The following is a 25,093-nucleotide window of genomic DNA, read 5'->3' on the forward strand; positions in this document are numbered from 1 at the left end:
GATGAAACAGTGGCTGCGCTTCCGCCATGCCGGTGCGACCGGCTTCGGCACCCTGACGCAATCAGGCATCAGCGTGCATGAGGGCGAGATGTTCGGCCGCCATGCAGCCACCGGGAAGACGCTGGCGCTGTCGGAGGTCGAGCTGCTCGCGCCCTGCGCGCCCAGCAAGATCGTCGCGCTCTGGAATAATTTCCACGCGCTCGCCGCCAAGCTGAACCAGCCCGAGCCGCCGGAGCCGCTCTATCTGCTGAAGGCCACCACCAGCATCACGACGCCGGGCGCCGTGATCCGCCGCCCCTCTTATTACGACGGCAAGACCACCTATGAGGGCGAGCTTGGCATCGTCATCGGCAAGACCTGCGCCCGCGTTTCGCCGGCGGAAGCCGACAGCTTCATCTTCGGCTACACCTGCGTCAACGACATCACCGCCAACGACATCCTGACCAGCGATCCCACTTTCCCGCAATGGGCCCGCGCCAAGGGCATCGATGATTACGGCCCGTTCGGCCCCGTCATCGCAACCGGCCTTGATCCGGCCAAGCTTGTTGTGCGCACCATCCTCAACGGCGCGGAGCGGCAGAACTATCCGATCTCGGACATGATCTTCACCGCGCAGGAGCTGGTCAGCAAAATCTCCCACGACATGACCCTGCTTCCCGGCGACCTCATCGCCGTCGGCACCTCGGTCGGCGTCGGGGTGATGAAGGAGCCGGTGAATTCCGTGACCGTCGCGATCGACGGCATTGGCGAGCTCACCAACGAGTTTCGGCTGTAACTCGCTGCGTCATTCCTAGGCCGCAAATCCATCGTGGGCCCGGAATGAAGGCTCGCCGGCCATTTGCGCCGCAGCCCGGCAAAAATTGATCCTGCGCAAATCGGCGGTCGCGGCTGCCGCTATCCTTCCCGGCAACAGATCGATTTCTGATGCAAGGGAGGATGTCATGTCGAACGCCAGTAATGCACTTCTCTGGGCGGCTCTGTACTTCGCTCTTTCGTTCGCTGCGATCTTCGTGGTCTGGTTCGCCGACAAGATGCGCACGAACTTCCTCGGGAAATGATAACCCGAGGCTCGCCGGCTCGCGCCGACGCCTGCTGCTAGCCTCCCCGAAAGGGGCCCACGCAGTGCCGTAGCCCGGATGGAGCGAAGCCTAATCCGGGACGGGCGTTTCTGCGCGCGCAGACCGCGGATTGCGCTTTGCTCCATCCGGGCTTACAGGCCTTGCCCCGCTCCCCGGGAAAACCTGGCACCCTGCTCTCCGCCAATCGACTGACGCAACCAGCAGTGGATCGCGCGACCGGAAACATCTGGCAACCCCGCCCGCCCCTTGATCTCGGTTCCGCTCTCCAATAGCAACTATGGCGAGAATGTGTCCCGGGTGGGGAAGTCACGATGTGGCTGTTTTTCGTGGTTGCCTGGTTTGTCCTGCTAGCCGCCATCGCGATCCTCGCCCAGCAGGCGTTTGGTTATGACGTCGCGCACTTGCCCGCCCTGTTTGCGGGCCTGCCGATGCCGCAGCGCATCGCAACCGGCGCGATCGTGACGCTCGGGCTGGCGCTGATCGGCGCCCCCGCCTGGCGGCTCTCGCGTCAGGACCGGCGCCTCAATACCTTGCGCGACCGCCTCAAGAAGACCCGCGAGGACGTCGTCGTCGCCCACGCCCTGCAAAACCACCTCGACGCGACCGTCCAGCACCTGATCGAAAGCGATCCCCGCGAGGCCGTCTCCGCCCTCCATGACAAGCTGGGCGAGACTGAGCAGCGCGCCCTGCTCCAGCAGGGCCGCAACGAATCCACCGACATGCACGACCAGCTCGCCGAGATCCGCCGGCGCCAGCAGGGGGTGCGAGAGATGGTGGGAAAGGTCGCCGATCAGCGGCGCGCGGTCGAGCCTGTTTTCACCGAGATCCGCGACCGCCAGAACCAGCTCGAACGTTCCCTGCTCGACCTCGAGACCGACGACCGCAAGAATAACCTCGCCGACCGCCTGAAGGACGTGGCGCGCGACGTATCGGCGCTGCTGTCACGGGTGAACGCGGTCCAGGACACTTTCGTGACCCTCAACCAGTACAAGGAAGATCTGGCGAAATCCCATGCCGAGCTGGTCCCGCTGCGCTCGTCGGACGCCGGCATCAATGCCCTGATCGGCGAGCTCGGCCTCAGCCATGACCGGCTGGCCAAAAGCATCGACGAGCTCGAGACCGGCGGCGAGGCGCCGCTCGACACTCGCGTCGAGACGCTCTCGAAGAACAAGATCGAGATCGCGCAGCGCCTCGCCCGCATCGACGACAGCTTCAATATCCTGAAAGCGATCCGGCTCGATTTCGAGGAACTCGGCCAGCGCCAAGCCCAGCTCGAACGCTCGCTCGCCGACGTCGAAACCGACCCCGACGGCAAGACCCTCGTCGACCGCCAGAACGCGCTGAACGATTTCGTCCTCCAGTCGCGCCAGCGCCTCGGCGTGTTGCAGGAGACGCTGGCGACGCTGAACGCGTTCAAGACGGAGCTGTCGAAGTCGCAGGCCGACCTCGTTCCGCTGAAGGCGCCGGTGTTCGGCATCGAGGCCATGATCGCCGAGGTCGGCGCCACCCGCGATCTTCTTGCGAACACCGTCGGCGAGATCGAGGCGAACGGCGACGTCACCCTCGCCTCACGCGTCGATGCCCTCGCCAGAAGCAAGCGCGAGGTCGAAGACCGCCTCGCCCGCATCTTCGACAATTTCAACGCGCTTGATGCCCTGCGCAAGGACATCGGCGGCATCTTCTCGACGATCCGGAACAGCTTGAACAGGATCGGGTGAGAGACGCGTAGCAGCAGCGTGGGATGGGTAGAGCGCAGCGAAACCCATCATCGCTCCCCGCGCAGATGGCCGATGGGTTTCGCTTCGCTCTACCCATCCTACCGACCAGGCCGCGCACCCCGAAACATCCAGACACATCACATCCCTGTACACCCGATCAATGCCGCCAACATGTCCCGCGGGTGCCGCAACTTGGACGCATTCGGCCGCCTTCTATGAGGCGTGTCTGGGGGCACGGCCGTGCCGTGTTTGGACCAAACCTTCTAGGGGTATGACTGTGAAGAAAATTGTAATTGCTCTGGGTGCGACGCTTGCTCTGGTGACGGCTGCGAACGCTGCGGATCTGCCGCGTCGCCAGCCCGTTCCCGTCTATCCTGCGGAGCAGGCGCCGATCGGCAAGATGCCGATTGGCAAGAGCCCGATTGGAAAGGCCCCGATCGGCAAGGCGCCCGGCCCGGTCGCTGCGCGCTACTGACGCGCAACGGAAATACGCGCAAGAAATCTGCGTAAGCGGCCGGTAGTCGAGGGGCACAACGTGACGAACACATCTGATCGATCGGGATCCTGCATCCTCGCGGGATTCGCTCTCGCGGCGATGCTCGCCTGCACCACCCCCTCGGCCTCGGCCCACGAAGCGAACAAGCGCGTTGCCGACGCCAATGCGCTTGCTACGACCGACGCCGCATCACGACCGGCGCCGCAATCGACGCGGCGCTCCGTCGCGCGCGCGGAGAAGGGTCCCTACTACGTCGACTTCCGCGCGCGGACGGCGGCGAGCTGGGGCCATGCGTTCGTCTGGTACGGCAAGACCAGCGAGCGCGCCGTCGAAGTCGCGGGGCTCACGCCCGCCGGCGACACTTGGGCCTATGTGCTCGGTCACCTCACCTGGGTGCCAGCCGAAACCGGCGCGAGCTACGGCGACCTCGATCCGGACTATCTGACCGCGAACTATCGCGTCTATCTAAGCGAAGCCGACGCCAAGCGCGTCTTCGCCTATATCAAGAAATTGCAGGCGAGCTCGCCGGTCTGGAACGCTGAGACCACCAACTGCACCGGCTTCATCGGCGACATCGCCGAGTTCATGGGCCTGCAGGTCCCCTACCGCTGGCAGCGCCCGGAAAAATTCGTCAACAGCCTCAAGGAAATGAACGGCGGCCGCCAGATGGTGCGGCTGTCGGCGGAGTAGTTCTACCGTCATTGCGAGCGCAGCGAAGCAATCCAGAGTCCCTCCGCGGAGACAGTCTGGATTGCTTCGCTGCGCTCGCAATGACGGTGTTGCAGCAGCGGGGCTAAGAACCGACTCAGCGGTGCCGGCCTGACGGAAACCGGCGTCCAATTATCCGCCCTGCGGAATCACCCTCATCGCTCGCATGACGCCCCGCACGCCCGGCTGATAGACTTTTCCTACCCCCGGCGGCATCCTGCCGCCATCAACCGATAACAGAGCGCCACGCGAGGCGGGGGAAACAGATCATGCTGCAGACACGGTTCACAAAGCTCGTCGGCGTCGAGCACCCGATCGTCCAGGGCGGCATGCAATGGGTCGGACGCGCCGAGCTGGTCGCCGCGGTCGCGAACGCCGGCGCGCTCGGCTTCATCACGGCGCTGACCCAGCCGACCCCGGAAGACCTGACCAAGGAGATCGCGCGCTGCCGCGACCTCACCGACAAGCCCTTTGGCGTCAACCTCACCATCCTGCCCGCGATCAAGCCGCCGCCCTACGCCGAATACCGCGCCGCCATCATCGAGGCCGGCATCACCGTGGTCGAGACCGCCGGCAACAAGCCGCAGGAGCATGTCGACGAGTTCAGGAGGCATGGCGTCAAGATCGTGCACAAATGCACCAGCGTCCGCCACGCGCTCTCGGCCGAGCGCATGGGCGTCGACGCCATCTCGATCGACGGGTTCGAATGCGCCGGCCACCCCGGCGAGGACGACACCCCCGGCCTGATCCTGATCCCGGCCGCCGCCAACAAGATCAAGATCCCGATGATCGCCTCGGGCGGCTTTGCCGATGCCCGCGGCCTCGTCGCCGCCCTGGCGCTCGGCGCCGAGGGCATCAACATGGGCACCCGCTTCATGGCCACCAAGGAAAGCCCGATCCACCAGCTCATCAAGGAGAAGATCGTCGCCAATGACGAGCGCGAGACCGAGCTGATCTTCCGCACCATGCGCAACACCTCGCGCGTTGCCAAAAACGACATCTCGACCAAGGTCGTCGCCATGGAGAAGGAAGGCGCGAAGTTCGAGGACATCCGCGAGCTGGTTGCGGGCGCCCGTGGTAAGATGGTCTATGCGACCGGCAATTCGGATGAAGGCATCTGGTCGGCGGGCCAGGTGCAGGGCCTGATCCAGGACATCCCGAGCTGCGCCGAGCTGATCTCCCGCATCGTGCGCGAGGCCGAAGCCATCATTCGCAGCCGGCTCGAAGGCATGATCGCTCATCCGAGCGCACAAGCCGCTGAATAATCACTGCAAGAAGCGAGAGTAATTCATGAAGGCTTATGTCTACGGCCCTGACGGCGCTCAGATTTCCGACGTCGCTCAACCAAAGCCTAAGGGCACGCAGGTGCTGGTCCGCGTCCGCGCCTGCGGGCTAAACCGCGCCGACACCGGCATGCGCAAGGGCCACGCCCACGGCGCCGCCGGCGGTGCCGGCACCGTGCTCGGCATGGAATGGGCCGGCGAGGTCGCCGAGCTCGGACCGGATGCCAAGGGCGTGAAGGTCGGCGACCGCATCATGGGCTCGGGCGGCGCGGCGTTCGCCGAATACACTCTGGCCGATCACGGCCGGCTGTTCCGCGCGCCCTCGAACATGAACTTCGAGGAAGCCGCCACCCTGCCCGTCGCGCTCGCGACCATGCACAATGCGGTCGTCACCGTTGGCGGCGTTCAGCCCGGGCAAGCCGTGCTGATCCAGGGGGCGAGCTCCGGCGTCGGCCTGATGGCGATGCAGATCGCGCGGCTCAAGGGTGCCAAGCTCGTGATCGGCTCGTCGACCGATCCCTATCGCCGCGGCCGGCTTAGGGAGTATGGCGCCGACCTCGCCGTCGACTCTTCCGACCCCAAATGGGTGGACGAGGTGCTGAAGGCGACGAACGGCGAAGGCGTCGACCTCATCGTCGACCAGGTCTCGGGCAAGGTCGCGAGCCAGAACCTCGCCGCCACCAAGGTCAAGGGCCGCATCGTCAATGTCGGCCGGCTCGGCGGCACCCATGCCGACTTCAACTTCGACCTGCATGCGGCACGCCGGATCGACTATGTCGGCGTCACCTTCCGCACCCGCACCATCGAGGAGGTCCGCGAGATCTTCGACGAGGTCCGCAAGGACATCTGGGGCGCGGTCGAGTCACGCAAGCTGCAGCTGCCGATCGACAAGGTCTATGCCTTCGCCGACATCGACAAGGCGTTCGAGCACATGGAGGCGAACAAGCATCTGGGGAAGATCGTCGTGACGCTGTGATCCCTGGCCGGGCGACGAGCGCGCGGTCTCGTAGGGTGGGCAAAGCGAAGCGTGCCCACCACAGCGGTTGATCAGGAGACACTTGTTGGTGGGCACGGCGCCACGCGCCTTTGCCCACCCTACGAGACTGAGCCGGTGGCATAAGTGAGCATTCAATTCGGAAGCATTCGCAATAGTTTCGCTCCTGCAACTCACTCGCGACTACAGCTGTGGATCGTCGCTTGATGTTCAGCCCTAGGCTGCTAAATCCCCGGCCATGAGCGCACAGCACAACAAGACCTCGGTCGCCGCGATTTCGATCTTCGCCAGCGGCGGCATGGCGGCGGCCAAGTTCGCGGTCGGAATCGCGATCGGCTCACTGGCGCTGATTTCCGAGGCCCTGCATTCCTCGATCGACCTGGTCGCGACCATCATCACCTGGGCGGTGGTGCGGGTGTCCGACAAGCCGGCCGACGAAGAGCACCATTACGGCCACGGCAAGCTGGAGAGCATCTCCGCGCTCGGCGTCACCGCCCTGCTCTACGTGCTGGCCGGGGGCATCCTGGTCGAATCCTACAGCCGCCTGCGCGAGGGAACCCCGCCGCCGACCATCTCGGCCGTACCGTTCGTGGTGCTGGTGATCGACATCGTCGTGAACCTGTGGCGTGCCCGCGCCCTGCATCGTGCCGCGCGGGAGACGCGCAGCCAGGCGCTCGCGGCGGACGCGCTGCATTTCGCCTCCGACGTACTCGGCTCGTTCGCCGTGATCATCGGCCTGATCCTGGCCGCCCTCGGCTTCTGGTGGGGCGACGCGGCGGCCGCCGCCGCCGTCGCCGTGATGATCGCCCTGCTCGGCCTGCGCATGGCCGGCTCGACCGTGCAGACGCTGGTCGATCGCGCCCCCGAGGGCGCGCAGGAGAAGGCCACGGCCGCGATCCTTGGCGTGCCCGGCGTGATCGACGTCGAGCGGCTGCGGCTGCGCATGGTGGGCGCGACCATGTTCATCGACACCATCGCGAAGGTGCCGCGAACCTATCCGATCGACCGCGTCGAGGAGATCAAGCGCAAGGCGCAGGCGGCGGTCGACAAGGCATTCGGCGACGCCGACCTTACCTTCACCGCCGTCCCCGTCGCGCGCGACAACGAGACCGTGCGCGACCGGATCATGGTCATCGCACACAATTCCGGCCTCGCCATCCACCACGTCACGGTGCACGACCTAGGCGCCAAGCTCATCGTCGGCATCGACCTCGAGGTCGACGCCGGGATGCAGCTCGACGCCGCCCATGACATCGCCAACACGCTGGAGCGCAGCATCCAGGAGGAGTTCGGCGCCGACGTCGAGGTGGACGTCCATATCGAACCATTGGAACCGGAACTGCCGTTCGGGGTCGATGCCGTGCCGGAACGGGTGCGGGCCATMGCCTCCGCCCTGACGGAATATGCCGCCGGCGGCGAGATCTACGACATCCACAATGTGCGTGTCCGCAACACCGACGCCGGCGAGATCGTCAATTTCCACTGCCGCGCCACGCCCTCGATGAGCGTGATCAAGGTGCACGAGCATGTCGACGCGATCGAGCGCGCGCTCCGCCGCGCGTTCCCGAGCGTGAAGCGCGTGATCAGCCACGCCGAGCCGCCGCGGGCGTGACGCGAAATGTGCGGGGAGTCACACGTTCTCGTTTCGGACTCACCACGCACGTAAGTTTGCGGACGCAAAATGCGCAAACTGCGCGTTGGATAAGAATAAATTCGCGTTAACGATTCGTTGACTCTCGACAGCCTGCGAAAACTGGATTCAAATCAGGCTTGATTCGGAAGCGATGTGGGGCTGCTTCCGAACTCAAGTTGCAAGCAGGTTTTCCAGGGGGCAGAAGGCATGTCGCGTGCAGACGCCGCGAACGTGCGCGTCCAATCCGATTCGATCAAGGGATTGGCGCAATCGATCGCGAAACCTGCCTATCATCGGCTCCTGATCGCGGAGCCGGCGCTGCGCCGCGCCGTGCCGACGCTGATCATCGCGTTCCTGGTCACGATCTGTCTCGGCGCGTTCGTGCAGGTCGTCGATCAGACGCGTCAGAAGCGGCAGGTGCTCCGCCACGACATCTCGGCGCTGGCCGACCTGCTCGCCGAGCGGATCGATCGCCTGACCTCCGCGCGGCAGGAGCGGCTCAAGAACATCGAGAACCTGCCGACACTGCTGCCCGATCTCATCCCGTCCTGGGGCACGGCCTCCGGCCGCCACGTCGTCGTCACCTCGGCCGGCGTCGACCGCCGCATCCTCGCCCGCATTCCGATCGACCGTGACCCCTCAGGCAACGACCGCCTGCTCGATGCGATTACCACGGCGCAACTGCTCGCGGCGCCGCCGCGCGACAGCAACGTCTCCGACATGACGCTGCCGAACGGCAACGCCGCGATGGTGACCTCGCGGCAGATCAAGTCGCTGCCGGGCCTCGTCACCGTGATCCAGGAGCGCAACGAGCCGATCTGGGGCTCGGACGCCGCGCTCTCGGTGACGCTGTCGGCGACCACCGGCTTCGTCGTCCTGATCCTCGGCTTCGCCTTCCACTGGCAGTCGACCCGCGCCCGCGAGGGCGACCTCATCAACGACGCCGTGCGCGGCCGCATCGACACCGCGCTCAACCGCGGCCGCTGCGGCCTGTGGGACTGGGATCTGTCGCGCGGCCGGATCTTCTGGTCGCAGTCGATGTTTTCGATGCTCGGCCTCGACGGTCGTAACGAGCTCCTCACCTTCGGCGAGGTCAACGCGCTGGTGAAGTCCGACGACATCGACCTGTTCGAGATCGCCGACCAGCTCATCTCCGGGAAGATCGACCATATCGACCAGACCTTCCGCATGCAGCACGTCGACGGTCACTGGATCTGGCTCCGCGTCCGCTGCGAGAAGACGCACGGGGCGACCGATTCCAGCGTGCACCTGATCGGGATCGCCGTCGACATCACCGAGCAGAAGAGCCTCGCTGAACGCACCGTCGAAGCCGACCTCCGCCTGCGCGACGCCATCGAGACCATTCCGGAGGCCTTCGTGCTGTGGGACGCGAGCGACCGCCTCGTGCTCTGCAACTCGCACTTCCAGCGCCTGCACAAGCTGCCCGACAGCGCCGTCATCCCCGGCACCTCCTACGAGACCGTGCTCGAGGTCGGCCGCATGCCGGAGGTGCGCACCCGCCACAACGAGACGGCCAGCCAGGGTCCGGGCGCGCGCACCTTCGAGGCGCAGCTCGACGACGGCAGCTGGCTGCATATCAGCGAGCGCCGCACCAAGGACGGCGGCTACGTCTCGGTCGGCACCGACATCACCCGCATCAAGGAGCACGAGCAGAAGCTGGTCGACAACGATCTGCGCCTTCGCGCCACCGTCATCGACCTGAAGCGCTCCCAGGCCGCCCTCGAGCGCCAGACCAACGAGCTCGCCGACCTCGCCGAGAAGTATCAGCGCGAGAAGACCCGCGCCGAGGAAGCCAACCAGACCAAGTCGAAGTTCCTCGCCAATATGAGCCACGAGCTGCGCACGCCGCTGAACGCCATCATCGGCTTCTCCGAGATCATGGGCTCGGGCATGTTCGGCGAGCTCGGCTCGGAAAAGTACCAGGAATACTGCCAGGACATCCTGACCAGCGGCCATTACCTGCTCGAAGTCATCAACGACATCCTCGACATGTCCAAGATCGAAGCCGGCCGCATGAAGCTCGACATGGAAGAGCTCGACCTCGGACAGACGCTCGCGGAGTCCCTCCGTGTCGTCTCCGGCCGCGCGCAGGACAAGCATCTGACGCTCGACGCCGGGATCGAGAAATCGATCTCGGTCGTTGCCGACCGCCGCGCGACCAAGCAGATCATCGTCAACCTGCTCTCCAATGCGGTGAAGTTCACACCCGACGGCGGACGCATCGTGGTGCGCAGCCGGCAGCTCGACGACAAGATCGTGCTGTTGATCGCCGACACCGGCATCGGGATCGCGCCGCATTCGCTGGCACGGCTCGGCCGCCCGTTCGAGCAGGTCGAAAGCCAGCTCACCAAGACCTATCACGGCTCCGGACTTGGACTTGCGATCGCGCGCTCGCTGGCGCAGCTCCACGGCGGCTCGATGCGGCTGCGCTCGAAGATCGAGGTGGGCACCGTCGTCCGCGTGACCCTGCCGCGCGATGCGATCAAGGCGGCGTCCGGGATGTCGGCTGCGGCCTAGAGCATGGCGGGAAGCTCGCCTGCGGCCATCCTTCGAGACGCCCGCCTCCGGCGGGCCCTCAGGATGAGGGCGGAGTACGCGGCAGCAGTTTCAGCGAACACCAATACAACGGAGCCTCATCCTGAGGAGACCGCGAAGCGGTCGTCTCGAAGGACGAGGCGCTTGCTCGGGCCCTGCCGAACCGGTATCCACTTCGCTCGAAAACGCTGTAGACCCTACAATTGCAGCGACGGCGCGACTTCGCGCGCGACGTTGACCAGGGCCGCGATCAGCGGCGTCATCGGATCGCGCTGCGGGATCACCATGCCGATGCTGTAATTGACATCAGGGTCGGTGATCGGGATCGAGCGCACCGTATCGGACAGGCCGAGCGTCTCGGCAAGCTTGGCCGGCATCACGCTCGCCCAGCGTCCCGTCTTCACATGCGTGAACAGCACGAGCAGCGAGTTCGAGGTCAGCGTCGGCGTCGCCTCCGCGCCGACCGAGCGGAGCGCGCGGTCGATGATGCGGCGGTTCTGCATGTCGGGCGTCAGCAGGCACAGCGGCACCTGCCCGACCTCCTTCCACGTCACCGTCTCGCGATCGCCAAACATTCCATCCGGCGCGGTCAGCAGGCGATAGCTCTCGTTGTAGAGCGGAATGGTGCGCACCTTGCCGATCGGCTCGTTCTCGATATAGGTCAGCCCTGCATCGACCTCGAGATTTTCGAGCAGCCCCAGCACCTCGGATGAGGTCGTGGACTGGATGCGGAAGCGCACCTCGGGATGCTTGGCGCGGAACGGCGTCGTCAGCTGGGCGACCATGCCGAGCACGGTCGGGATCGCCGCGATGCGGATTTCGCCGGAGAGCTGATGCTTCAGCCCGTTGATCTCGTCACGCATGGCGCGGGCATCGCCCACGATCCGCCGCGCCCAATCCAGCGCCCGCTCGCCCTCGGGGGTAAAACCCTGGAAGCGGGAGCCGCGCTGGACCAGCATCACGCCGAGGATCTCCTCGAGCTGCTTGAGCCCGGTCGACATCGTCGGTTGCGTCACGCCGCAGACTTCTGCCGCGCGTCCAAAATGCCGCTCCTTCGCCAGCGCCAGCAGCAGTTCAAGCTTGTCGATCAACCGGTCGTCCCCTCGGATGCCATCGTGGCATGCAAGCTAGCACGGCAGGTCATTACCAACACGGAAAAACCGGCAAGCGGAACGCGATTAATCGCATTTCCGTATCGTCCGATTGCACCTTCAAATCGATCGGAATTCGCAATCGCAGCATGAGACAGCTTTATTGATCTTCGAACGATTCCAAATAGTTTGCGATCAAGGGACGCTCAATCTGAGAACAAAGAATGACAGCGGTTTACGAGCCTTGGGACGAGACGCGCGGCGCCGAGATCATCGCCGAACATGCGAAGCAAGAGGGCGCGACGCTGGTCATCCTGCACGCCCTTCAGGAGGCGTTCGGCTACGTGCCGGAGGCGGCAATTCCCATGGTGGCGCAGGCGCTGAATCTGTCGCGTGCCGAGGTGCATGGCGTGTTCACCTTCTACCATGATTTCCGCCACAAGCCGGCCGGGCGTCATGTCCTGAAGCTTTGTCGCGCGGAAGCGTGTCAGGCTGCGGGGGGCGATGCTCTCGCTGCGCGCGCCGAGGCGAAGCTTGGCGTGCCCCTCGGCAACACGACCGCCGATGATCGCGTCACGCTCGAGCCGATCTACTGCCTCGGGCTGTGCGCGACCGCACCGTCCGCGATGCTCGACGGCCGCCTCATTGGCCGGCTCGATGAGAAGCGCCTCGATGCACTCGTTGCGGAGGCCCAGCGATGAGCATGCGTCTATTCGTCTCACGCGATGCGGGTGCGATTGCGGTTGGCGCCGACGAGGTTGCGCTGGCGCTGGAGCAGGATGCGGCCAAGCGCGGCGTTGCAGTCGAGATCGTCAGGACCGGCTCGCGCGGCATGTACTGGCTGGAGCCGCTGGTCGAGGTCGCGACGCCGCAGGGCCGGATCGCCTTCGGCCCGGTCACCGAGGCCGATGTGCCCTCCCTGCTCGACGCCCTCGCCAGCAACACGCCGCATCTGCTGCGGCTGGGCGCAACCGACGAGATCCCCTGGCTGAAGCGCCAGACCCGCCTCACCTTCGCCCGCTGCGGCGTGATCGATCCGCGCTCGCTTGACGACTACCGCGCCCATGGCGGCTACAAGGGCCTCGAGCGCGCGCTGTCGCTCGGCTCGGATGCAATCCTCGCCGAGGTCACCGCATCCGGCCTGCGTGGCCGCGGCGGTGCGGGCTTCCCGACCGGCATCAAGTGGAAGACCGTCGCGCAAGCGAAGGCCGACCGCAAATTCATCGTCTGCAACGCCGACGAAGGCGACAGCGGCACCTTCGCCGACCGCATGATCATGGAAGGCGACCCCTTCCTGGTGATCGAGGGCATGACGACCGCCGGCATCACCGTCGGCGCGACCAAGGGCTACATCTACATCCGCAGCGAATACCCGCACGCAGTCGAAGCGATGAACGCGGCCATCAAGGCAGCAAAGCGCGGCGGCTACCTCGGCGACAAGATCGGCGGCTCCACCTACAGCTTTGATCTCGAAGTGCGGGTCGGCGCCGGCGCTTACGTTTGCGGCGAAGAGACCTCGCTGCTGGAAAGCCTCGAAGGTCGCCGCGGGCTCGTGCGCGCAAAGCCGCCGCTGCCCGCGCATCACGGCTTGTTCGGCAAGCCGACCGTCATCAATAACGTGCTGTCGTTCGCCGCGATCCCCTTCATCCTCGCCGAGGGCGCCAAGGCCTATGCTGATTTCGGCATGGGCCGTTCGCGCGGCACGATGCCGATCCAGCTCGCCGGCAACATCCGCCATGGCGGGCTGTTCGAGACCGCGTTCGGCGTGACGCTCGGCGAGCTCGTCGACGATATCGGCGGCGGCACCGCCACCGGCCGTCCGGTTCGCGCGGTGCAGGTCGGCGGCCCGCTCGGCGCCTACTTCCCCCGTGCGCTGTTCGACACGCCGTTCGATTACGAAGCCTTTGCCGCACGCGACGGCCTGATCGGCCATGGCGGCATCGTCGTGTTCGACGACAGCGTCGACATGCGCAGGCAGGCGCGTTTCGCCATGGAGTTCTGCGCCATCGAATCCTGCGGCAAGTGCACGCCCTGCCGGATCGGCTCGACCCGCGGCGTCGAGACCATCGAAAAGATCATCCGCGGCGAGCGCGTGAGCGAAAATCTCGCGCTCGTCGAAGACCTCTGCAACACCATGAAATTCGGCTCGCTCTGCGCACTCGGGGGCTTCACGCCCTACCCCGTGCTCAGCGCATTGAAGCATTTCCGGGAAKATTTCATCCCGGCCCCGACCACGCTTCAGGCCGCGGAATAGGAGAACGACGATGTCTCTGATCGAAGAAATCGACTACGGCACGCCACGCTCCAAATCGACGACGATGGTGACGCTGACCATCGACGGCAACCAGGTCACGGTGCCCGAGGGCACCTCGATCATGCGGGCCGCGATGGATGCAGGCCACCAGATCCCAAAACTCTGCGCGACCGACATGGTCGACGCGTTCGGCTCCTGCCGGCTCTGCGTCGTCGAGATCGAGGGCCGCGCCGGCACGCCGGCCTCCTGCACCACGCCTGTCATGAACGGCCTGGTCGTGCACACCCAGAGCGAGCGGCTGAAGAAGCTGCGCAAGGGCGTGATGGAGCTCTACATCTCCGACCATCCGCTTGACTGCCTCACCTGCGGCGCCAATGGCGATTGCGAACTGCAGGACATGGCCGGCGCCGTGGGCCTGCGCGACGTCCGCTACGGCTATGAGGGCGAGAACCACGTCTTCGCCAAGTCCAATGGCGAGGTGAATGCAGCCTGGATGCCGAAGGACGAGTCCAACCCCTATTTCACCTACGATCCGTCGAAGTGCATCGTCTGCTCGCGCTGCGTCCGCGCCTGCGAGGAAGTGCAAGGCACCTTCGCACTGACCATCTCTGGCCGCGGCTTCGACAGCCGCGTTTCGCCCGGCATGAGCGAGAGCTTCCTCGGCTCCGAATGCGTCTCCTGCGGCGCCTGCGTGCAGGCTTGCCCGACCGCGACGCTGACGGAAAAGTCGGTGATCGAGATCGGCCAGCCCGAGCACTCCGTCGTCACCACCTGCGCCTATTGCGGCGTCGGCTGCGCCTTCAAGGCCGAGATGCGCGGCGAGGAAGTCGTGCGCATGGTGCCGTACAAGGACGGCAAGGCCAATCGCGGCCATTCCTGCGTCAAGGGCCGCTTCGCCTGGGGCTACACCAACCACAAGGAGCGCATCCTCAACCCGATGATCCGCGAGCGGATCGAGGATCCCTGGCGCGAAGTGTCCTGGGATGAGGCGTTCTCGTTTGCCGCGGCCAAGATGCGCGGCATCCAGAAGAAATACGGCCGCGACGCCATCGGCGGCATCACCTCGTCCCGTTGCACCAACGAAGAAACCTATCTGGTGCAGAAGCTGATCCGCGGCGGCTTCGGCAACAACAATGTCGACACCTGCGCCCGCGTCTGCCATTCGCCGACCGGCTACGGCCTGTCGCAGACCTTCGGCACGTCGGCCGGCACGCAGGACTTCGACTCGGTGGAAGATACCGACGTCGCGGTCATCATTGGTGCAAATCCCGCCTCCGCTCACCCGGTGTTCGCTTCGCGCCTGAAGAAGCGGCTGCGCCAGGGCGCAAAGCTGATCGTGATCGATCCGCGCCGCACCGAAATGGTGGAATCGCCGCACGTAAAGGCGTTGCACCTGCCGCTGATGCCCGGCACCAACGTTGCCGTCGTGACGGCGCTGGCGCATGTCATCGTCACCGAGGGCCTCGCCAACGAAGCCTTCGTGCGCGAGCGCTGCGACTGGGCCGAGTTCGAGGAATGGGCCGCCTTCGTCGCCCAGCCGAAACACAGCCCGGAAGCCACCGCGATCCTCACCGGCGTCGATCCGCAGGTGTTGCGTGAAGCCGCGCGCATCTACGCCACCGGCGGCAATGGCGCGATCTATTACGGCCTCGGCGTCACCGAGCACAGCCAGGGCTCGACCACCGTGATCGCGATCGCCAACCTCGCGATGGCGACCGGCAATATCGGCCGTCCCGGCGTCGGCGTGAACCCGCTGCGCGGCCAGAACAACGTGCAGGGCTCGTGCGACATGGGCTCGTTCCCGCACGAGCTGCCCGGTTATCGCCACATCTCGGGCGACGCCGTGCGCGATCAGTTCGAGGCGCTCTGGAACGTCAAGCTCAACCCGGAGCCGGGCCTGCGCATTCCCAACATGTTCGATGCCGCGATCGAAGGCACGTTCATGGGCATCTACGTGCAGGGCGAGGACATCCTCCAGTCCGATCCCAACACCAAGCACGTGGTGGCGGCGCTGTCGTCGATGGAATGCGTCATCGTTCACGACCTCTTCCTGAACGAGACTGCAAACTACGCCCATGTCTTCCTGCCCGGCTCGAGCTTCCTCGAGAAGGACGGCACCTTCACCAACGCCGAGCGCCGCATCCAGCGCGTTCGCAAGGTGATGTCACCGAAGAACGGCATGGCCGACTGGGAGGTCACCATCGCCCTCGCCAAAGCCATGGGCTTCGAGATGAACTACAGCCATCCGTCCGAGATCATGGACGAGATCGCGGCACTGACGCCGACGTTTACCGGCGTCTCCTACGCCAAGCTCGACGAACTCGGCTCGGTGCAGTGGCCCTGCAACGAGAAGGCGCCGGAGGGCACCCCGGTGATGCATATCGGCGGCTTCGTCCGCGGCAAGGGCAAGTTCATCGTCACGGAATATGTCGCGACCGACGAGCGCACCGGCCCCCGCTTCCCGCTGCTGCTCACCACGGGCCGCATCCTCAGCCAGTACAATGTCGGCGCGCAGACAAGGCGCACCGAGAACGTGGTCTGGCATGCCGAGGACCGGCTCGAGATTCATCCGCACGACGCCGAGCAGCGCGGTGTGCGTGACGGCGACTGGGTGCGGCTCGCGAGCCGTGCGGGCGAAACCACGCTGCGCGCGGAGATCACCGACCGCGTCTCACCGGGCGTCGTCTACACCACCTTCCATCACCCGGACACGCAGGCCAACGTCATCACTACCGACTATTCGGATTGGGCCACCAACTGCCCCGAATACAAGGTCACGGCGGTGCAGATCTCGCCGTCGAACGGCCCGTCCGACTGGCAGAAGGCCTATGACGCGCAGGCGCAGCACTCCCGCCGCATCGCGCCGGCCGAGGCCGCGGAGTAACGGCATGCACGTGCCGGTCCAGGCCATCGACCGCGAGATCTGGCGCGACGGAGTCGCGTCCGAAGGCGCGCGCCTGATCCCGGAGGAGACGCCGCTGGCGCTGACCTATAACGGCGGCACCTATGCCGTCATGATGGGGACGCCGCAGAATCTCGAGGATTTTGCGGTCGGCTTCAGCCTGGACGAAGGCATCATCAAGTCGGTCGATGACGTCAAGTCACTTGAGGTGGTCCGCCTCGACGACGGCATCGAGCTGCGCATGTGGCTGGAGTCGGAAGATGCCGCGCGCATCAGCGAGCGGCGGCGGCACATCGCCGGCCCGACCGGCTGCGGCATTTGCGGCATCGATTCGATTGCCGAGGCCGTGCGGCCCGCGGCCGTCGTCCCACCAGGGTCCAGCTTCACGCCGCAACAGATCATGACGGCGATGCAGGCGATCGCGCCCCTGCAATCGATCAACATGCAGACGCGCGCGGTCCACGCCGCGGCCTTCTGGTCGCCATCGAATGGCATTGTGGCCCTGCGCGAGGACGTCGGCCGCCATAACGCGCTAGACAAGCTCGCAGGTTCGCTGGCGCGCAGCCGGACGGACGCTAGCGTGGGCATGGTGCTGCTGACGAGCCGTGTCTCGGTCGAGATGGTGCAGAAGACGGCTGCAATCGGCGCCCCGGTGCTGGTCGCCGTCTCGGCGCCCACCGCGCTCGCGGTTCGCACCGCGGAGGCCGCCGGCATCACGTTGATCGCGATTGCCCGCAGCGATGGGTTTGAAGTATTCACGCACCAGAGTCGCGTTACGGCTCATCGTGCTCAGGAGATTATCGATGTCGTCGCCTGACCGCCTCGTCTACATGGCCAACCAGATCGGTACCTTCTTCAAGAGCCAGGGCCACGACAAGGCCGTGCCGGGGATCGCCGATCACATCAAGAAGTTCTGGGATCCCCGGATGAAGCGCGCGATCTTCGCCCATCTCGACGCGGGCGGCGCAGGCCTGGAGCCGAACGTGCGCGAGGCTCTCACCTCGCTGAAGCAGACGACGTCCCTTCCAGCAGCGCCGTAAATACGCGCCTCACCTCGCTCTGCGTTTCCTTCACGCGCGCCTCCAGCGACGAGAAGTCGGGCGCATCGCCGGCGCGCGCCATCACGCGCTGAAGGTCGGTGCCGGCGGTCTCGGGCTTGAAGCCGTCGCTGACGCAGAGCCGCAGGATCTGCGTCAGGTCGTGATAGAGCCGCGCCGCCGCGCGAAGGATCTCCGCCTCCGATTGCGGGAGCACGTTGAGCTTGGCGGCGTTGTCCAGAACCTGAAGGGTGCTGACGTCGAGAATTTCAGGCTTGTCATGGGCGTGCACGAGCTGGAGATATTGCGCGATGAAGTCGATATCGACCATGCCGCCTGCGGCGTATTTGAGATCCCAATGGTCGCTCTCGCCCTTCTCCTGCGCGATGGCGCGCCGCATGTCGGCGACGTCGTTGGCAATGGTCGCCCGATCGCGGCGGCGGGTCAGGACATCGCGGATGATACGCTCGATCCGCTCACGGAATTCATCCGAGGCCGATACCACGCGGGCGCGGGTCAGGGCCATGTGCTCCCAGGTCCAGGCCTCGTTGGCCTGGTAGTCCGCGAATGAGACGAGGCTCGACGCCACCGGACCGGCGCGTCCCGACGGGCGCAGCCGCATGTCGATCTCGTACAGCACGCCGTAATTCGTGCGTGTGGTGAAGGCACTGATCAGGCGCTGGGTGAAGCGCGCGAAGTAGTGGGCGCCCTGAAGCGATTTGGCCCCGTCGGAGTCCGGATTGTCGCTGTCGAAATCGTACAGCAGGATCAGGTCGAGATCGGACGATGCCGTCATCTCGCGGCTGCCGAGCCGGCCCATCGCGATGATCGCGGTCTCCTGATCCTTGATACGTCCGTGTTGGGCGGCGAAGCGTTCGGCGACAAGATCGTGCACAGTGTGGACGATGCCTTCGGCGACATCGGCGAAAGCCGTGCTGGCCTGCTGCGCCGAGACAGTACCGGAGAGAATGCGCGTGCCGATCAGGAACAGGCTCTCCTGCCCGAACAAGCGGAGACGGTCGAGAAACTCCTCATAGGAGTCGGCGTCGCGCACCGTCGCGGCCAATCGCGCCGACAATTCCTGTTTGTCCGGCATCGCGCCGAAGAATCTGGGATCGATCAGGCCGTCCATGAGCTGCGGCTTCCGCGCCAGCATCTCGCCGAGCCGCGGCGCCGCGCCCAGCACCAGCGCCACGAGCGCGACGAGATCGCGGTTCTGGCCGAGCAGCGTGATCAGCCGGCCGCCAAGCTGGAGTGCCTGGAGGAACTGATCGAACGCCACGACGGCGCGATCCGGCTCCTCGGCCCGCGCGAGGCCGTCGATCAGGGCCGGCACGAACTCGACGAAAGCGCTTCGCGTCTGGTCGTTGCGGAACACGCGGTAGTCGCCGGTGATCCAGTCGCGTATGGTCTGCGCGAGCGCGGCCGGCTTCTTGAAGCCGAGCGTCGTCAAATATTGCAGCAGGCGCGGATCGTCAGGACCTGCACTGTAGTCGAGCGCCGGCAGCTTTGCCGTGCCGGTCGGGTCATCGCCCTCGAACAGTTTTTCGTAGTGTCCCTGCACGATCTGGAGCTGCCGCAACAGGTCGCGCGCAAAGGCTTCGCGATCCGGATAGCCGAAGAAGCGCGCAAAGCGCTCGACCACCTCCTTGTCGTCGGGCAACGCATGGGTCTGCTCGTCGGCGATCATCTGGAGGCGGTGCTCGACACGGCGCAGGAATTCATACGCAATGGTCAGCTCGTCACGCGCGGCAAAGGTGATCCAGTTGCTGGTGGCGAGAATATCGAGCGCGGCGAGCGTCGGCCGCACCCGCAACTCCGGATGGCGACCGCCGGCGATCAGCTGCTGCGTTTGCGCGAAAAATTCGATCTCGCGAATGCCGCCGCGGCCGACCTTGACGTTGTGCCCCTCGACCGCGATCTCGCTCTGGCCGCGATAGGTCTGCATCTGCCGCTTCATGTCGTGGACGTCGGCAAGCGCGGCGAAGTCGAGATGCTTGCGCCAGACGAAGGGCGCGATTTCGGCGAGCAGCGCCTCGCCCGCTTTGGCATCGCCGGCGCAGGCACGCGCCTTGATCATCGCAGCACGCTCCCAGGTGCGCCCTTCCCGCTCGTAATAGTTCAGCGCGGCGTCGCGCGAAATCGCCACTTGCGTCGAGGACGGATCGGGACGCAGGCGCAGGTCGACGCGGAAGACGTAGCCGTCATAGGTACGCTGCTGGAGAATGCGCGCCACGCCCTGCGTCACCCGCACGAAGAACGGCTGCGGCTCGATGTCGGGCGCGAGCGTCGTGGCATCGGGATCGAAGAACACGATGAGGTCGATGTCGCTGGAATAGTTCAGCTCGCCCGCCCCCATCTTGCCCATCGCGAGCACGATCAGGCCGCAGCCCTCTTCCGGAGCTTCGGGATTGGGCGGCAGGATCTTTCCACGTGCGGCTTCCTGCCGCAGCTGGTACTGGAGCGCCGCCTGCACCGAGGATACCGCGACATCGGTCAGCGCCGCCGTCACCCGCATCACCGGCCAGACGCCGCCGATATCGCACAGCGCAGTGAGAAGCGCCGCTTCGGCCTTCATCCTGCGAAGCAGCCGCATCACCTCGGCTTCGTCGGTCGCCGCGAGGACCGCGTCCCTCGCCTCCGCGATGAGCGCGGCCAGATGCGCGTCCGGATCGCATTCGAGCAGCCGGATCAGGCGCGGCGCGTCGGCGCGCACGAGATCAAACAGATAGGGCGAGAATTCGGCGATGCCGGCCAAAATATCCCGTGCGAAGGGATGGACCAGCAGGGCTTGGAGACGGGCTGATTGAACCGGCTCAAGCTCGGCCAGCCAGTTTTCAAGACGTCGTTCATCGGTTGTGGAAGCGGCAATATGGGGAGCCTCCGCGAAGCGCGCGGCCAGGCCCTCTCCATGCTTGTCCGCGTTTCCCGGCGCGGAGTGGTTCATGCCACCTTCTGTGGCACATCCTGCATTGGCGGAGCAACCCTGTCGCCGGCACGCGCCGGGAGCACCAGCGTGGCGACGAGGCCGGGCTGGGCATCACCCAGCCGCAATTCTCCGCCATGCAATGTCGCAACTGCGGCGGCAAGGCTGAGACCGAGGCCGGAGCCCGGCAGCGTGCGGCTGGCTTCAAGCCGCACGAATCGCTCGACGACATGCTTGCGGTCGGCTTCGGGGATACCAGGGCCGTGATCGGTGACGCTGAGCAGCACCTGGTCGCCCTCGCGCTTCGCCTCGATGATGATCTGCCTGGAGTCCATGCTAACCACGGTTCCGCCGGTCTGCGCGACCGGCTGGCCGTACTTGATCGCATTCTCGACCAGGTTGGCAAGCGCCTGGCTGATCAATTCGCGGTTGGCGTGAACCGGCGTCGGCTCGGCCTTGACCTTCAAGGTCATGCCGTCGTCCTCGGCCAGCGGCTCGTAGAGCTCGTGAATGCCGCCCGCGACTTCGGCGGCGTCGAAATCATCCATGTTGCCGCGCGCCTGGCCGGACTCGGCGCGCGCGATCATCAACAGCGCATTGAAGGTGCGGATCAGGCCGTCGGATTCCTCGATGGTCCGCTCCAGCGCCGCTCGGTAATCGGTCTCGCTGCCCGATTTCGCCAGCGCCTCCTCGGCGCGGTTGCGCAGACGCGTCAGTGGCGTCTTGAGGTCGTGGGCGATGTTGTCGGAGACTTCCTTCAGCCCCGCCATCAGCGCCTCGATCCGCTCCAGCATCGCATTGAGGTTTTCCGCAAGACGATCGAGTTCGTCGCCGCTGCGCCCCACCGGCAGGCGCCCGCTGAGATCGCCGGTCATGATGCGCTGCGCGGTGCCGGTCATCGCATCGATGCGCGTGAGCACGCGGCGCGCGACGAAGATGCCGCCGCCGAGGCCCAGCACGACCACGATCAGGATCGACCATTGCGCGGCCTTGGCGACGATGCCGAACAGGCGCCGCCGCTCGTCGAGGTCGCGGCCGATCAGGAGGCGGAAACCGTTTTCGAGCTCGGTGACGCGCACCAGCGCGCGATGGTCGCGCTCGTCGGCGTCCTCGATCCGCTTGTAGGCCGTCTCCGACCAGCCGCGCGTCGCCATTACGCCCGGCGCCAGCGAGCCGACATTGCCGGCGATCGCCTGCCCGGTCGGCGTGGTCACGAGATAGAGGTTGGCGCCCGGCCGCAGCGCCCGGTACTCGATCGCGAGCACGAGGCCGCGCAGGCCGCGACGGCCGTAGATCTCGTTGATCTCCGAGGTCTCGGCATTGACCGTCTGCGTGATTTCCTCGGTGATCAGCCGCCGCGTATTCCAGGCGAAATAGCCGAGCAGCGAGGCCGCGAAAATCGCAAACAGGAACAGGTAGACCAGCGTCAGCCGGAATGCCGTGGTGCGGACGAGTTTACCGAATGCCGTCACGGATCCGGTACCTAAAAGCTGCCACTGCGTCGATTGTCATGCCTTACCGTCCTTTTGACAATTATCATTTAATTTCAATAAGATAACTGTCACAAATTATCGTCAACTCACATCGACGATCGTCCGACGTCAGCTCACCTCGGTAAAATAGCGGTAAGCATCTGGCTTACACACTTCCAAATGATCCGTGCCGGTCGTACATATTTGGTTGTTTCTGCCGAAGTGTCCGTGACAGCAACTGGTAAGTGGGGAGCCTAAAGTGAAGCTGAACTCGACCCAAGTTAAATCCCTGAAAGACGGCGTTCACGCTGACGGCGGCGGTCTCTATCTGGTGGTTCGCCCCACCGGCCGCATGTGGCAGTTCCGTTTCACGGCGCCCGATGGCAAGCGCGCCGCCATGGAGTTCGCGAGGGTCGGCGACAAGGAGGGCGAGCTGAGCCTGACCGAAGCCCGTGATCAGGCCCGCGCCTACCGGCTGGCCCTGAAGAAGGACGGCATCGACCCCCGCCATAAGAAGCAGCTCGCCTTGAACGGTGACAAGACCTTCAAGGAGTTCGCCGAGGAGCAGTATCCGGACTGGTGCAAGGGCCTGTCGAGCGAAGAGGAGAAGCAGTKGGCGCGATCGATCGCCGACGTGCCGAGCCTGCACAAGCGCAAGCTGCACGAGATCACCACCGACCACGTGCTCGCCGCCCTCAAGCCGATCTGGAGCGAAAAGCCGGTCACCGCGATGCGGACGCGCCAGCGCATCGAACGGCTGCTCGACGCCGCCAAGGCGCTGAAGCTGCGGGTCGGCGAGAACCCCGCGATGTGGCGCGGCAATCTGAAGTACCTGCTGCCGAGCCCGCGCAAGTTGAACCGACAGAAGAGCAAGGGCGGTCACGCCGCGATCCCCTATGGCAAGACGCCGGCCCTGATGGTCGAGCTTCGCTATGATGCCGGCGTCGTCGCCCGCTGCGTCGAGGTCGGCATCCTGACCGCAACGCGCAGTCAGGAAATCCGACTGATGGAGTGGAGCGAGATCGACTTCGACAAGCGCACATGGCTGATCCCGGCCGAGAAGATGAAGATCAAGGGCGAGGTCAAGCCGAAGCCGCATCTAGTGCCCCTCTCCGATCAGGCGATCGAGATCATCCGCTCGATGCCGCGCGTCGGCAAATATGTGTTCCCCTCCGATCATGCCGACGTTCACCAGCCGTTCCGACCGAACGCGCTGGTCGGCGCCATCACGCGCGCCGGCTTCCGTGCCACCATGCACGGCAATCGCACCAGCTTCCGCAACTGGGGCGGCGAGAGCGTCGAGCACAACTTCCGTCGTGAAGTGCTGGAGCATTGCCTGTCGCATAGGCTCGGTGATGAAGCCGAGCTGTCGTACTGGACCGGCGACATGGTCCAGCGGCGCCGCGTCGTGTTGCAGGCATGGGCCGACTTTGTGAAGCCGAAGCGAAGCAAGGAAAGCGGCAAGCGCGGTCAACTGACATTGGTCGCCTGATCGCCGGACGTATCCACCAATTTGTCGTTTGCGTCCCGGCCCGTCGCCAGCGACCAAAAGCAACACCGCTCGGCTCGGTAATCTGTAGGTGGCGACTTCGCCAGTTTGAATATCTTCTGTCCGTCAGCATGCACCGTGATTTCCTGTTGCCCGCATACGAGACCCTTACGCCGAAGGTTCGCCAACGCACGCTTGGTGGCGGTGTGCTGGGCGTCGTTGCACCATCGATTGCCATCTTGGTCTCGCTCGACCTGATAGACTTCACAGGCGACGGTGAAGGTCGTCGGCCTTTCGCCGGCAGCCTCATAGCTTTTAATGACGCGCAGACATTCGCGCTGTATCCGACCAAGACCTCTAGACACCTGATGCTCCCGCCGTAAGCGTTGCTCAACCGGGAATTTTTCTTTGTTGAGGAACACATAAAAGCCCCGCCTAGGCGGGGCTTTTTGTGGTTCTCAAGACAATAGCTAAGCGAGCGGCATGGTATCCACCCACGCATCGAGATCAACACGCTTGATCATCTTGCGAGTGCCGTTCTCGCGCCCTTTAAGAGCCTTCGACTTGAGCGCCGCACGGATCGTGGTGACACCGATACCCGTGAGGTCGCTTGCCTCGTCCGGCGACAACAAAATCCGCTCAGCCAACGGCACATTCCCCTTGAACTTATGCATCCCTCTATTTCCCTGTGAAGACGACGCCACCTGTCGGCGTCCAGTGATAGCTACAGCAGCAAGATGAGTTTTGGACAAGGCGCGTTGGTACGTAACTCTGAAAAGGCGGTTCAAAACCTGAGACGACGATCGATGCCGGTGACCATTTTGGTCACTTCGTCCAATTTGGACACTTCGACGGCCTGCACCACTCAATTCGGTTCCGCAGATGCAGACGCGCAATCACGAGCGGCAACGGCTTCATGCGCACCGGGAGAAACATCAACACCCCGGAAAAACACCGTCCCAAGCGATAGCCTGAGCGCGCGCGCGACCGGCCCCCGCTCCCCATATAGGGGAGCCGCGCCAATTGCGTGGCCCTCCCAAAGCATTCCACAATCAGTATAGCCGGAAGCTACTTCCGAATGGGAAGCAGCTCGGCCTCACGCATAAAGACATTCATGAAGCTCGCGCCATCCGCGACGCCGAACTCGCCGAGCCCGGCATCTCACTTGTCGGCCCAGTCGTCGTTCAAACACAGCTCGACGCGCAGCTCGCGTGCGATGGCGTCGGCGCTGTCGCGCATCGCGATCTCGACCATCCGAAGTTGGTCGCGATCGGCGCCGCGTAGCGCCTCAGCGCCGAGTTGCCGAACGAGATCGGCGAGGGAGGGATGGTCGGTGGTGATCTGTATCGTCATGGCATCCCTCCCGGGTTCGCCGTCCGATCGACGATCGAGGATCGAGGACGACGCAGCCGACGTGACAGATGACACGCTTGACCAGTGTTTTCCTATTATCTC

20 protein-coding genes are annotated in these 25,093 nt (G+C 65.0%); 14 read left to right on the forward strand and 6 right to left on the reverse strand.

What is annotated here, in order from left to right; genetic code table 11:
• Window position 1: 1 nt before the first annotated feature.
• The 8 genes from AC1DW2_RS07760 (at window position 2) to AC1DW2_RS07795 (ending at window position 10,449) form a co-directional block, all read left to right on the forward strand.
• A complete protein-coding gene (locus AC1DW2_RS07760) occupies window positions 2-775 on the forward strand; it encodes a fumarylacetoacetate hydrolase family protein (RefSeq protein ID WP_477005635.1) in 774 nt (257 codons plus the stop codon).
• 615 nt (window positions 776-1,390) lie between these two features.
• Window positions 1,391-2,797 carry a hypothetical protein gene (locus AC1DW2_RS07765; RefSeq protein WP_477005636.1) on the forward strand — a complete coding sequence of 469 codons (1,407 nt, stop codon included), beginning with the start codon at window positions 1,391-1,393 and terminating at the stop codon, window positions 2,795-2,797.
• A gap of 271 nt (window positions 2,798-3,068) precedes the next feature.
• Window positions 3,069-3,272, forward strand: coding sequence for a hypothetical protein (locus tag AC1DW2_RS07770; RefSeq protein ID WP_063984531.1), 204 nt, complete (start codon window positions 3,069-3,071; stop codon window positions 3,270-3,272).
• 60 nt (window positions 3,273-3,332) lie between these two features.
• Complete coding sequence (locus tag AC1DW2_RS07775; RefSeq protein WP_071915558.1) at window positions 3,333-3,983, forward strand: hypothetical protein; 651 nt, start codon at window positions 3,333-3,335, stop codon at window positions 3,981-3,983.
• A gap of 287 nt (window positions 3,984-4,270) precedes the next feature.
• Window positions 4,271-5,266, forward strand: a complete 996-nt coding sequence (locus tag AC1DW2_RS07780; protein WP_063984534.1) for an NAD(P)H-dependent flavin oxidoreductase — start codon at window positions 4,271-4,273, stop codon at window positions 5,264-5,266.
• A 25-nt stretch (window positions 5,267-5,291) separates the two neighbouring features.
• Window positions 5,292-6,260 (forward strand): quinone oxidoreductase family protein, encoded by a 969-nt coding sequence (locus tag AC1DW2_RS07785; protein ID WP_063984535.1) that lies wholly within the window; start codon window positions 5,292-5,294, stop codon window positions 6,258-6,260.
• A 256-nt stretch (window positions 6,261-6,516) separates the two neighbouring features.
• Window positions 6,517-7,890 (forward strand): cation-efflux pump, encoded by a 1,374-nt coding sequence (locus tag AC1DW2_RS07790; RefSeq protein ID WP_085400612.1) that lies wholly within the window; start codon window positions 6,517-6,519, stop codon window positions 7,888-7,890.
• A 228-nt stretch (window positions 7,891-8,118) separates the two neighbouring features.
• Window positions 8,119-10,449, forward strand: coding sequence for a PAS domain-containing sensor histidine kinase (locus AC1DW2_RS07795; protein ID WP_477005637.1), 2,331 nt, complete (start codon window positions 8,119-8,121; stop codon window positions 10,447-10,449).
• A 215-nt stretch (window positions 10,450-10,664) separates the two neighbouring features.
• Here AC1DW2_RS07795 and AC1DW2_RS07800 read toward each other — a convergent pair whose 3' ends face one another.
• On the reverse strand, window positions 10,665-11,558 hold the full coding sequence (locus AC1DW2_RS07800; RefSeq protein ID WP_014496684.1) for a LysR family transcriptional regulator: 894 nt from the start codon (window positions 11,556-11,558) through the stop codon (window positions 10,665-10,667).
• 224 nt (window positions 11,559-11,782) lie between these two features.
• Between AC1DW2_RS07800 and AC1DW2_RS07805 the strand changes: the two genes are divergently transcribed.
• From AC1DW2_RS07805 to AC1DW2_RS07825, 5 genes are read left to right on the forward strand one after another with little or no spacing between them, the layout of a single operon-like run.
• The gene (locus tag AC1DW2_RS07805; RefSeq protein ID WP_135215011.1) at window positions 11,783-12,259 is read left to right on the forward strand and encodes a formate dehydrogenase subunit gamma; all 477 of its coding nucleotides are present in this window, start codon (window positions 11,783-11,785) and stop codon (window positions 12,257-12,259) included.
• Complete coding sequence (locus tag AC1DW2_RS07810) at window positions 12,256-13,812, forward strand: formate dehydrogenase beta subunit (RefSeq protein ID WP_477005638.1); 1,557 nt, start codon at window positions 12,256-12,258, stop codon at window positions 13,810-13,812. The genes AC1DW2_RS07805 and AC1DW2_RS07810 overlap by 4 nt, the downstream gene beginning before the upstream one ends.
• 10 nt (window positions 13,813-13,822) lie before the next feature.
• Window positions 13,823-16,696: a formate dehydrogenase subunit alpha gene (gene fdhF, locus AC1DW2_RS07815; protein WP_477005639.1), complete on the forward strand. Its 2,874-nt coding sequence runs from the start codon at window positions 13,823-13,825 to the stop codon at window positions 16,694-16,696.
• Between the two features lie 4 nt (window positions 16,697-16,700).
• Window positions 16,701-17,531: a formate dehydrogenase accessory sulfurtransferase FdhD gene (gene fdhD, locus AC1DW2_RS07820; protein ID WP_477005640.1), complete on the forward strand. Its 831-nt coding sequence runs from the start codon at window positions 16,701-16,703 to the stop codon at window positions 17,529-17,531.
• Window positions 17,518-17,754, forward strand: a complete 237-nt coding sequence (locus tag AC1DW2_RS07825; RefSeq protein WP_028151503.1) for a formate dehydrogenase subunit delta — start codon at window positions 17,518-17,520, stop codon at window positions 17,752-17,754. The genes fdhD and AC1DW2_RS07825 overlap by 14 nt, the downstream gene beginning before the upstream one ends.
• On the opposite strand, the gene AC1DW2_RS07830 is transcribed toward AC1DW2_RS07825, so the two are convergent.
• Together AC1DW2_RS07830 and AC1DW2_RS07835 are read right to left on the reverse strand one after the other, a co-directional pair.
• Entirely contained in the window at window positions 17,711-20,698 is a 2,988-nt protein-coding gene (locus AC1DW2_RS07830; RefSeq protein WP_477005641.1) for a bifunctional [glutamine synthetase] adenylyltransferase/[glutamine synthetase]-adenylyl-L-tyrosine phosphorylase, read from the reverse strand. The genes AC1DW2_RS07825 and AC1DW2_RS07830 overlap by 44 nt on opposite strands.
• Entirely contained in the window at window positions 20,695-22,149 is a 1,455-nt protein-coding gene (locus AC1DW2_RS07835) for a sensor histidine kinase (RefSeq protein ID WP_477005642.1), read from the reverse strand. The genes AC1DW2_RS07830 and AC1DW2_RS07835 overlap by 4 nt, the downstream gene beginning before the upstream one ends.
• A 259-nt stretch (window positions 22,150-22,408) precedes the next feature.
• Here AC1DW2_RS07835 and AC1DW2_RS07840 point away from each other — a divergent pair, with 259 nt between their 5' ends.
• Window positions 22,409-23,641 (forward strand): tyrosine-type recombinase/integrase, encoded by a 1,233-nt coding sequence (locus AC1DW2_RS07840; protein ID WP_477005643.1) that lies wholly within the window; start codon window positions 22,409-22,411, stop codon window positions 23,639-23,641.
• Here AC1DW2_RS07840 and AC1DW2_RS07845 read toward each other — a convergent pair.
• The 3 genes from AC1DW2_RS07845 to AC1DW2_RS07855 form a co-directional block, all read right to left on the reverse strand.
• Window positions 23,620-24,060 (reverse strand): hypothetical protein, encoded by a 441-nt coding sequence (locus tag AC1DW2_RS07845; RefSeq protein ID WP_354131488.1) that lies wholly within the window; start codon window positions 24,058-24,060, stop codon window positions 23,620-23,622. The two genes, AC1DW2_RS07840 and AC1DW2_RS07845, sit on opposite strands and share 22 nt — an antisense overlap.
• Window positions 24,061-24,108: 48 nt before the next feature.
• On the reverse strand, window positions 24,109-24,312 hold the full coding sequence (locus tag AC1DW2_RS07850; protein ID WP_028151507.1) for a helix-turn-helix domain-containing protein: 204 nt from the start codon (window positions 24,310-24,312) through the stop codon (window positions 24,109-24,111).
• Window positions 24,313-24,799: 487 nt separating this feature from the next.
• Window positions 24,800-24,991: a hypothetical protein gene (locus tag AC1DW2_RS07855; protein WP_028151508.1), complete on the reverse strand. Its 192-nt coding sequence runs from the start codon at window positions 24,989-24,991 to the stop codon at window positions 24,800-24,802.
• Window positions 24,992-25,093: the final 102 nt, after the last annotated feature.

The sequence above is a fragment of the Bradyrhizobium sp. P3_C3 genome (assembly GCF_056402655.1).

Coding starts and splice junctions, on each gene's coding strand:
- AC1DW2_RS07770 (WP_063984531.1), top strand. CDS start 3,069: ATGACTGTGAAGAAAATTGTAATTGCTCTGGGTGCGACGCTTGCTCTG.
- AC1DW2_RS07805 (WP_135215011.1), top strand. CDS start 11,783: ATGACAGCGGTTTACGAGCCTTGGGACGAGACGCGCGGCGCCGAGATC.
- AC1DW2_RS07850 (WP_028151507.1), bottom strand. CDS start 24,312: ATGCATAAGTTCAAGGGGAATGTGCCGTTGGCTGAGCGGATTTTGTTG.
- AC1DW2_RS07830 (WP_477005641.1), bottom strand. CDS start 20,698: ATGAACCACTCCGCGCCGGGAAACGCGGACAAGCATGGAGAGGGCCTG.
- AC1DW2_RS07825 (WP_028151503.1), top strand. CDS start 17,518: ATGTCGTCGCCTGACCGCCTCGTCTACATGGCCAACCAGATCGGTACC.
- fdhF (WP_477005639.1), top strand. CDS start 13,823: ATGTCTCTGATCGAAGAAATCGACTACGGCACGCCACGCTCCAAATCG.
- AC1DW2_RS07855 (WP_028151508.1), bottom strand. CDS start 24,991: ATGACGATACAGATCACCACCGACCATCCCTCCCTCGCCGATCTCGTT.
- fdhD (WP_477005640.1), top strand. CDS start 16,701: ATGCACGTGCCGGTCCAGGCCATCGACCGCGAGATCTGGCGCGACGGA.
- AC1DW2_RS07780 (WP_063984534.1), top strand. CDS start 4,271: ATGCTGCAGACACGGTTCACAAAGCTCGTCGGCGTCGAGCACCCGATC.
- AC1DW2_RS07760 (WP_477005635.1), top strand. CDS start 2: ATGAAACAGTGGCTGCGCTTCCGCCATGCCGGTGCGACCGGCTTCGGC.
- AC1DW2_RS07785 (WP_063984535.1), top strand. CDS start 5,292: ATGAAGGCTTATGTCTACGGCCCTGACGGCGCTCAGATTTCCGACGTC.
- AC1DW2_RS07795 (WP_477005637.1), top strand. CDS start 8,119: ATGTCGCGTGCAGACGCCGCGAACGTGCGCGTCCAATCCGATTCGATC.
- AC1DW2_RS07765 (WP_477005636.1), top strand. CDS start 1,391: ATGTGGCTGTTTTTCGTGGTTGCCTGGTTTGTCCTGCTAGCCGCCATC.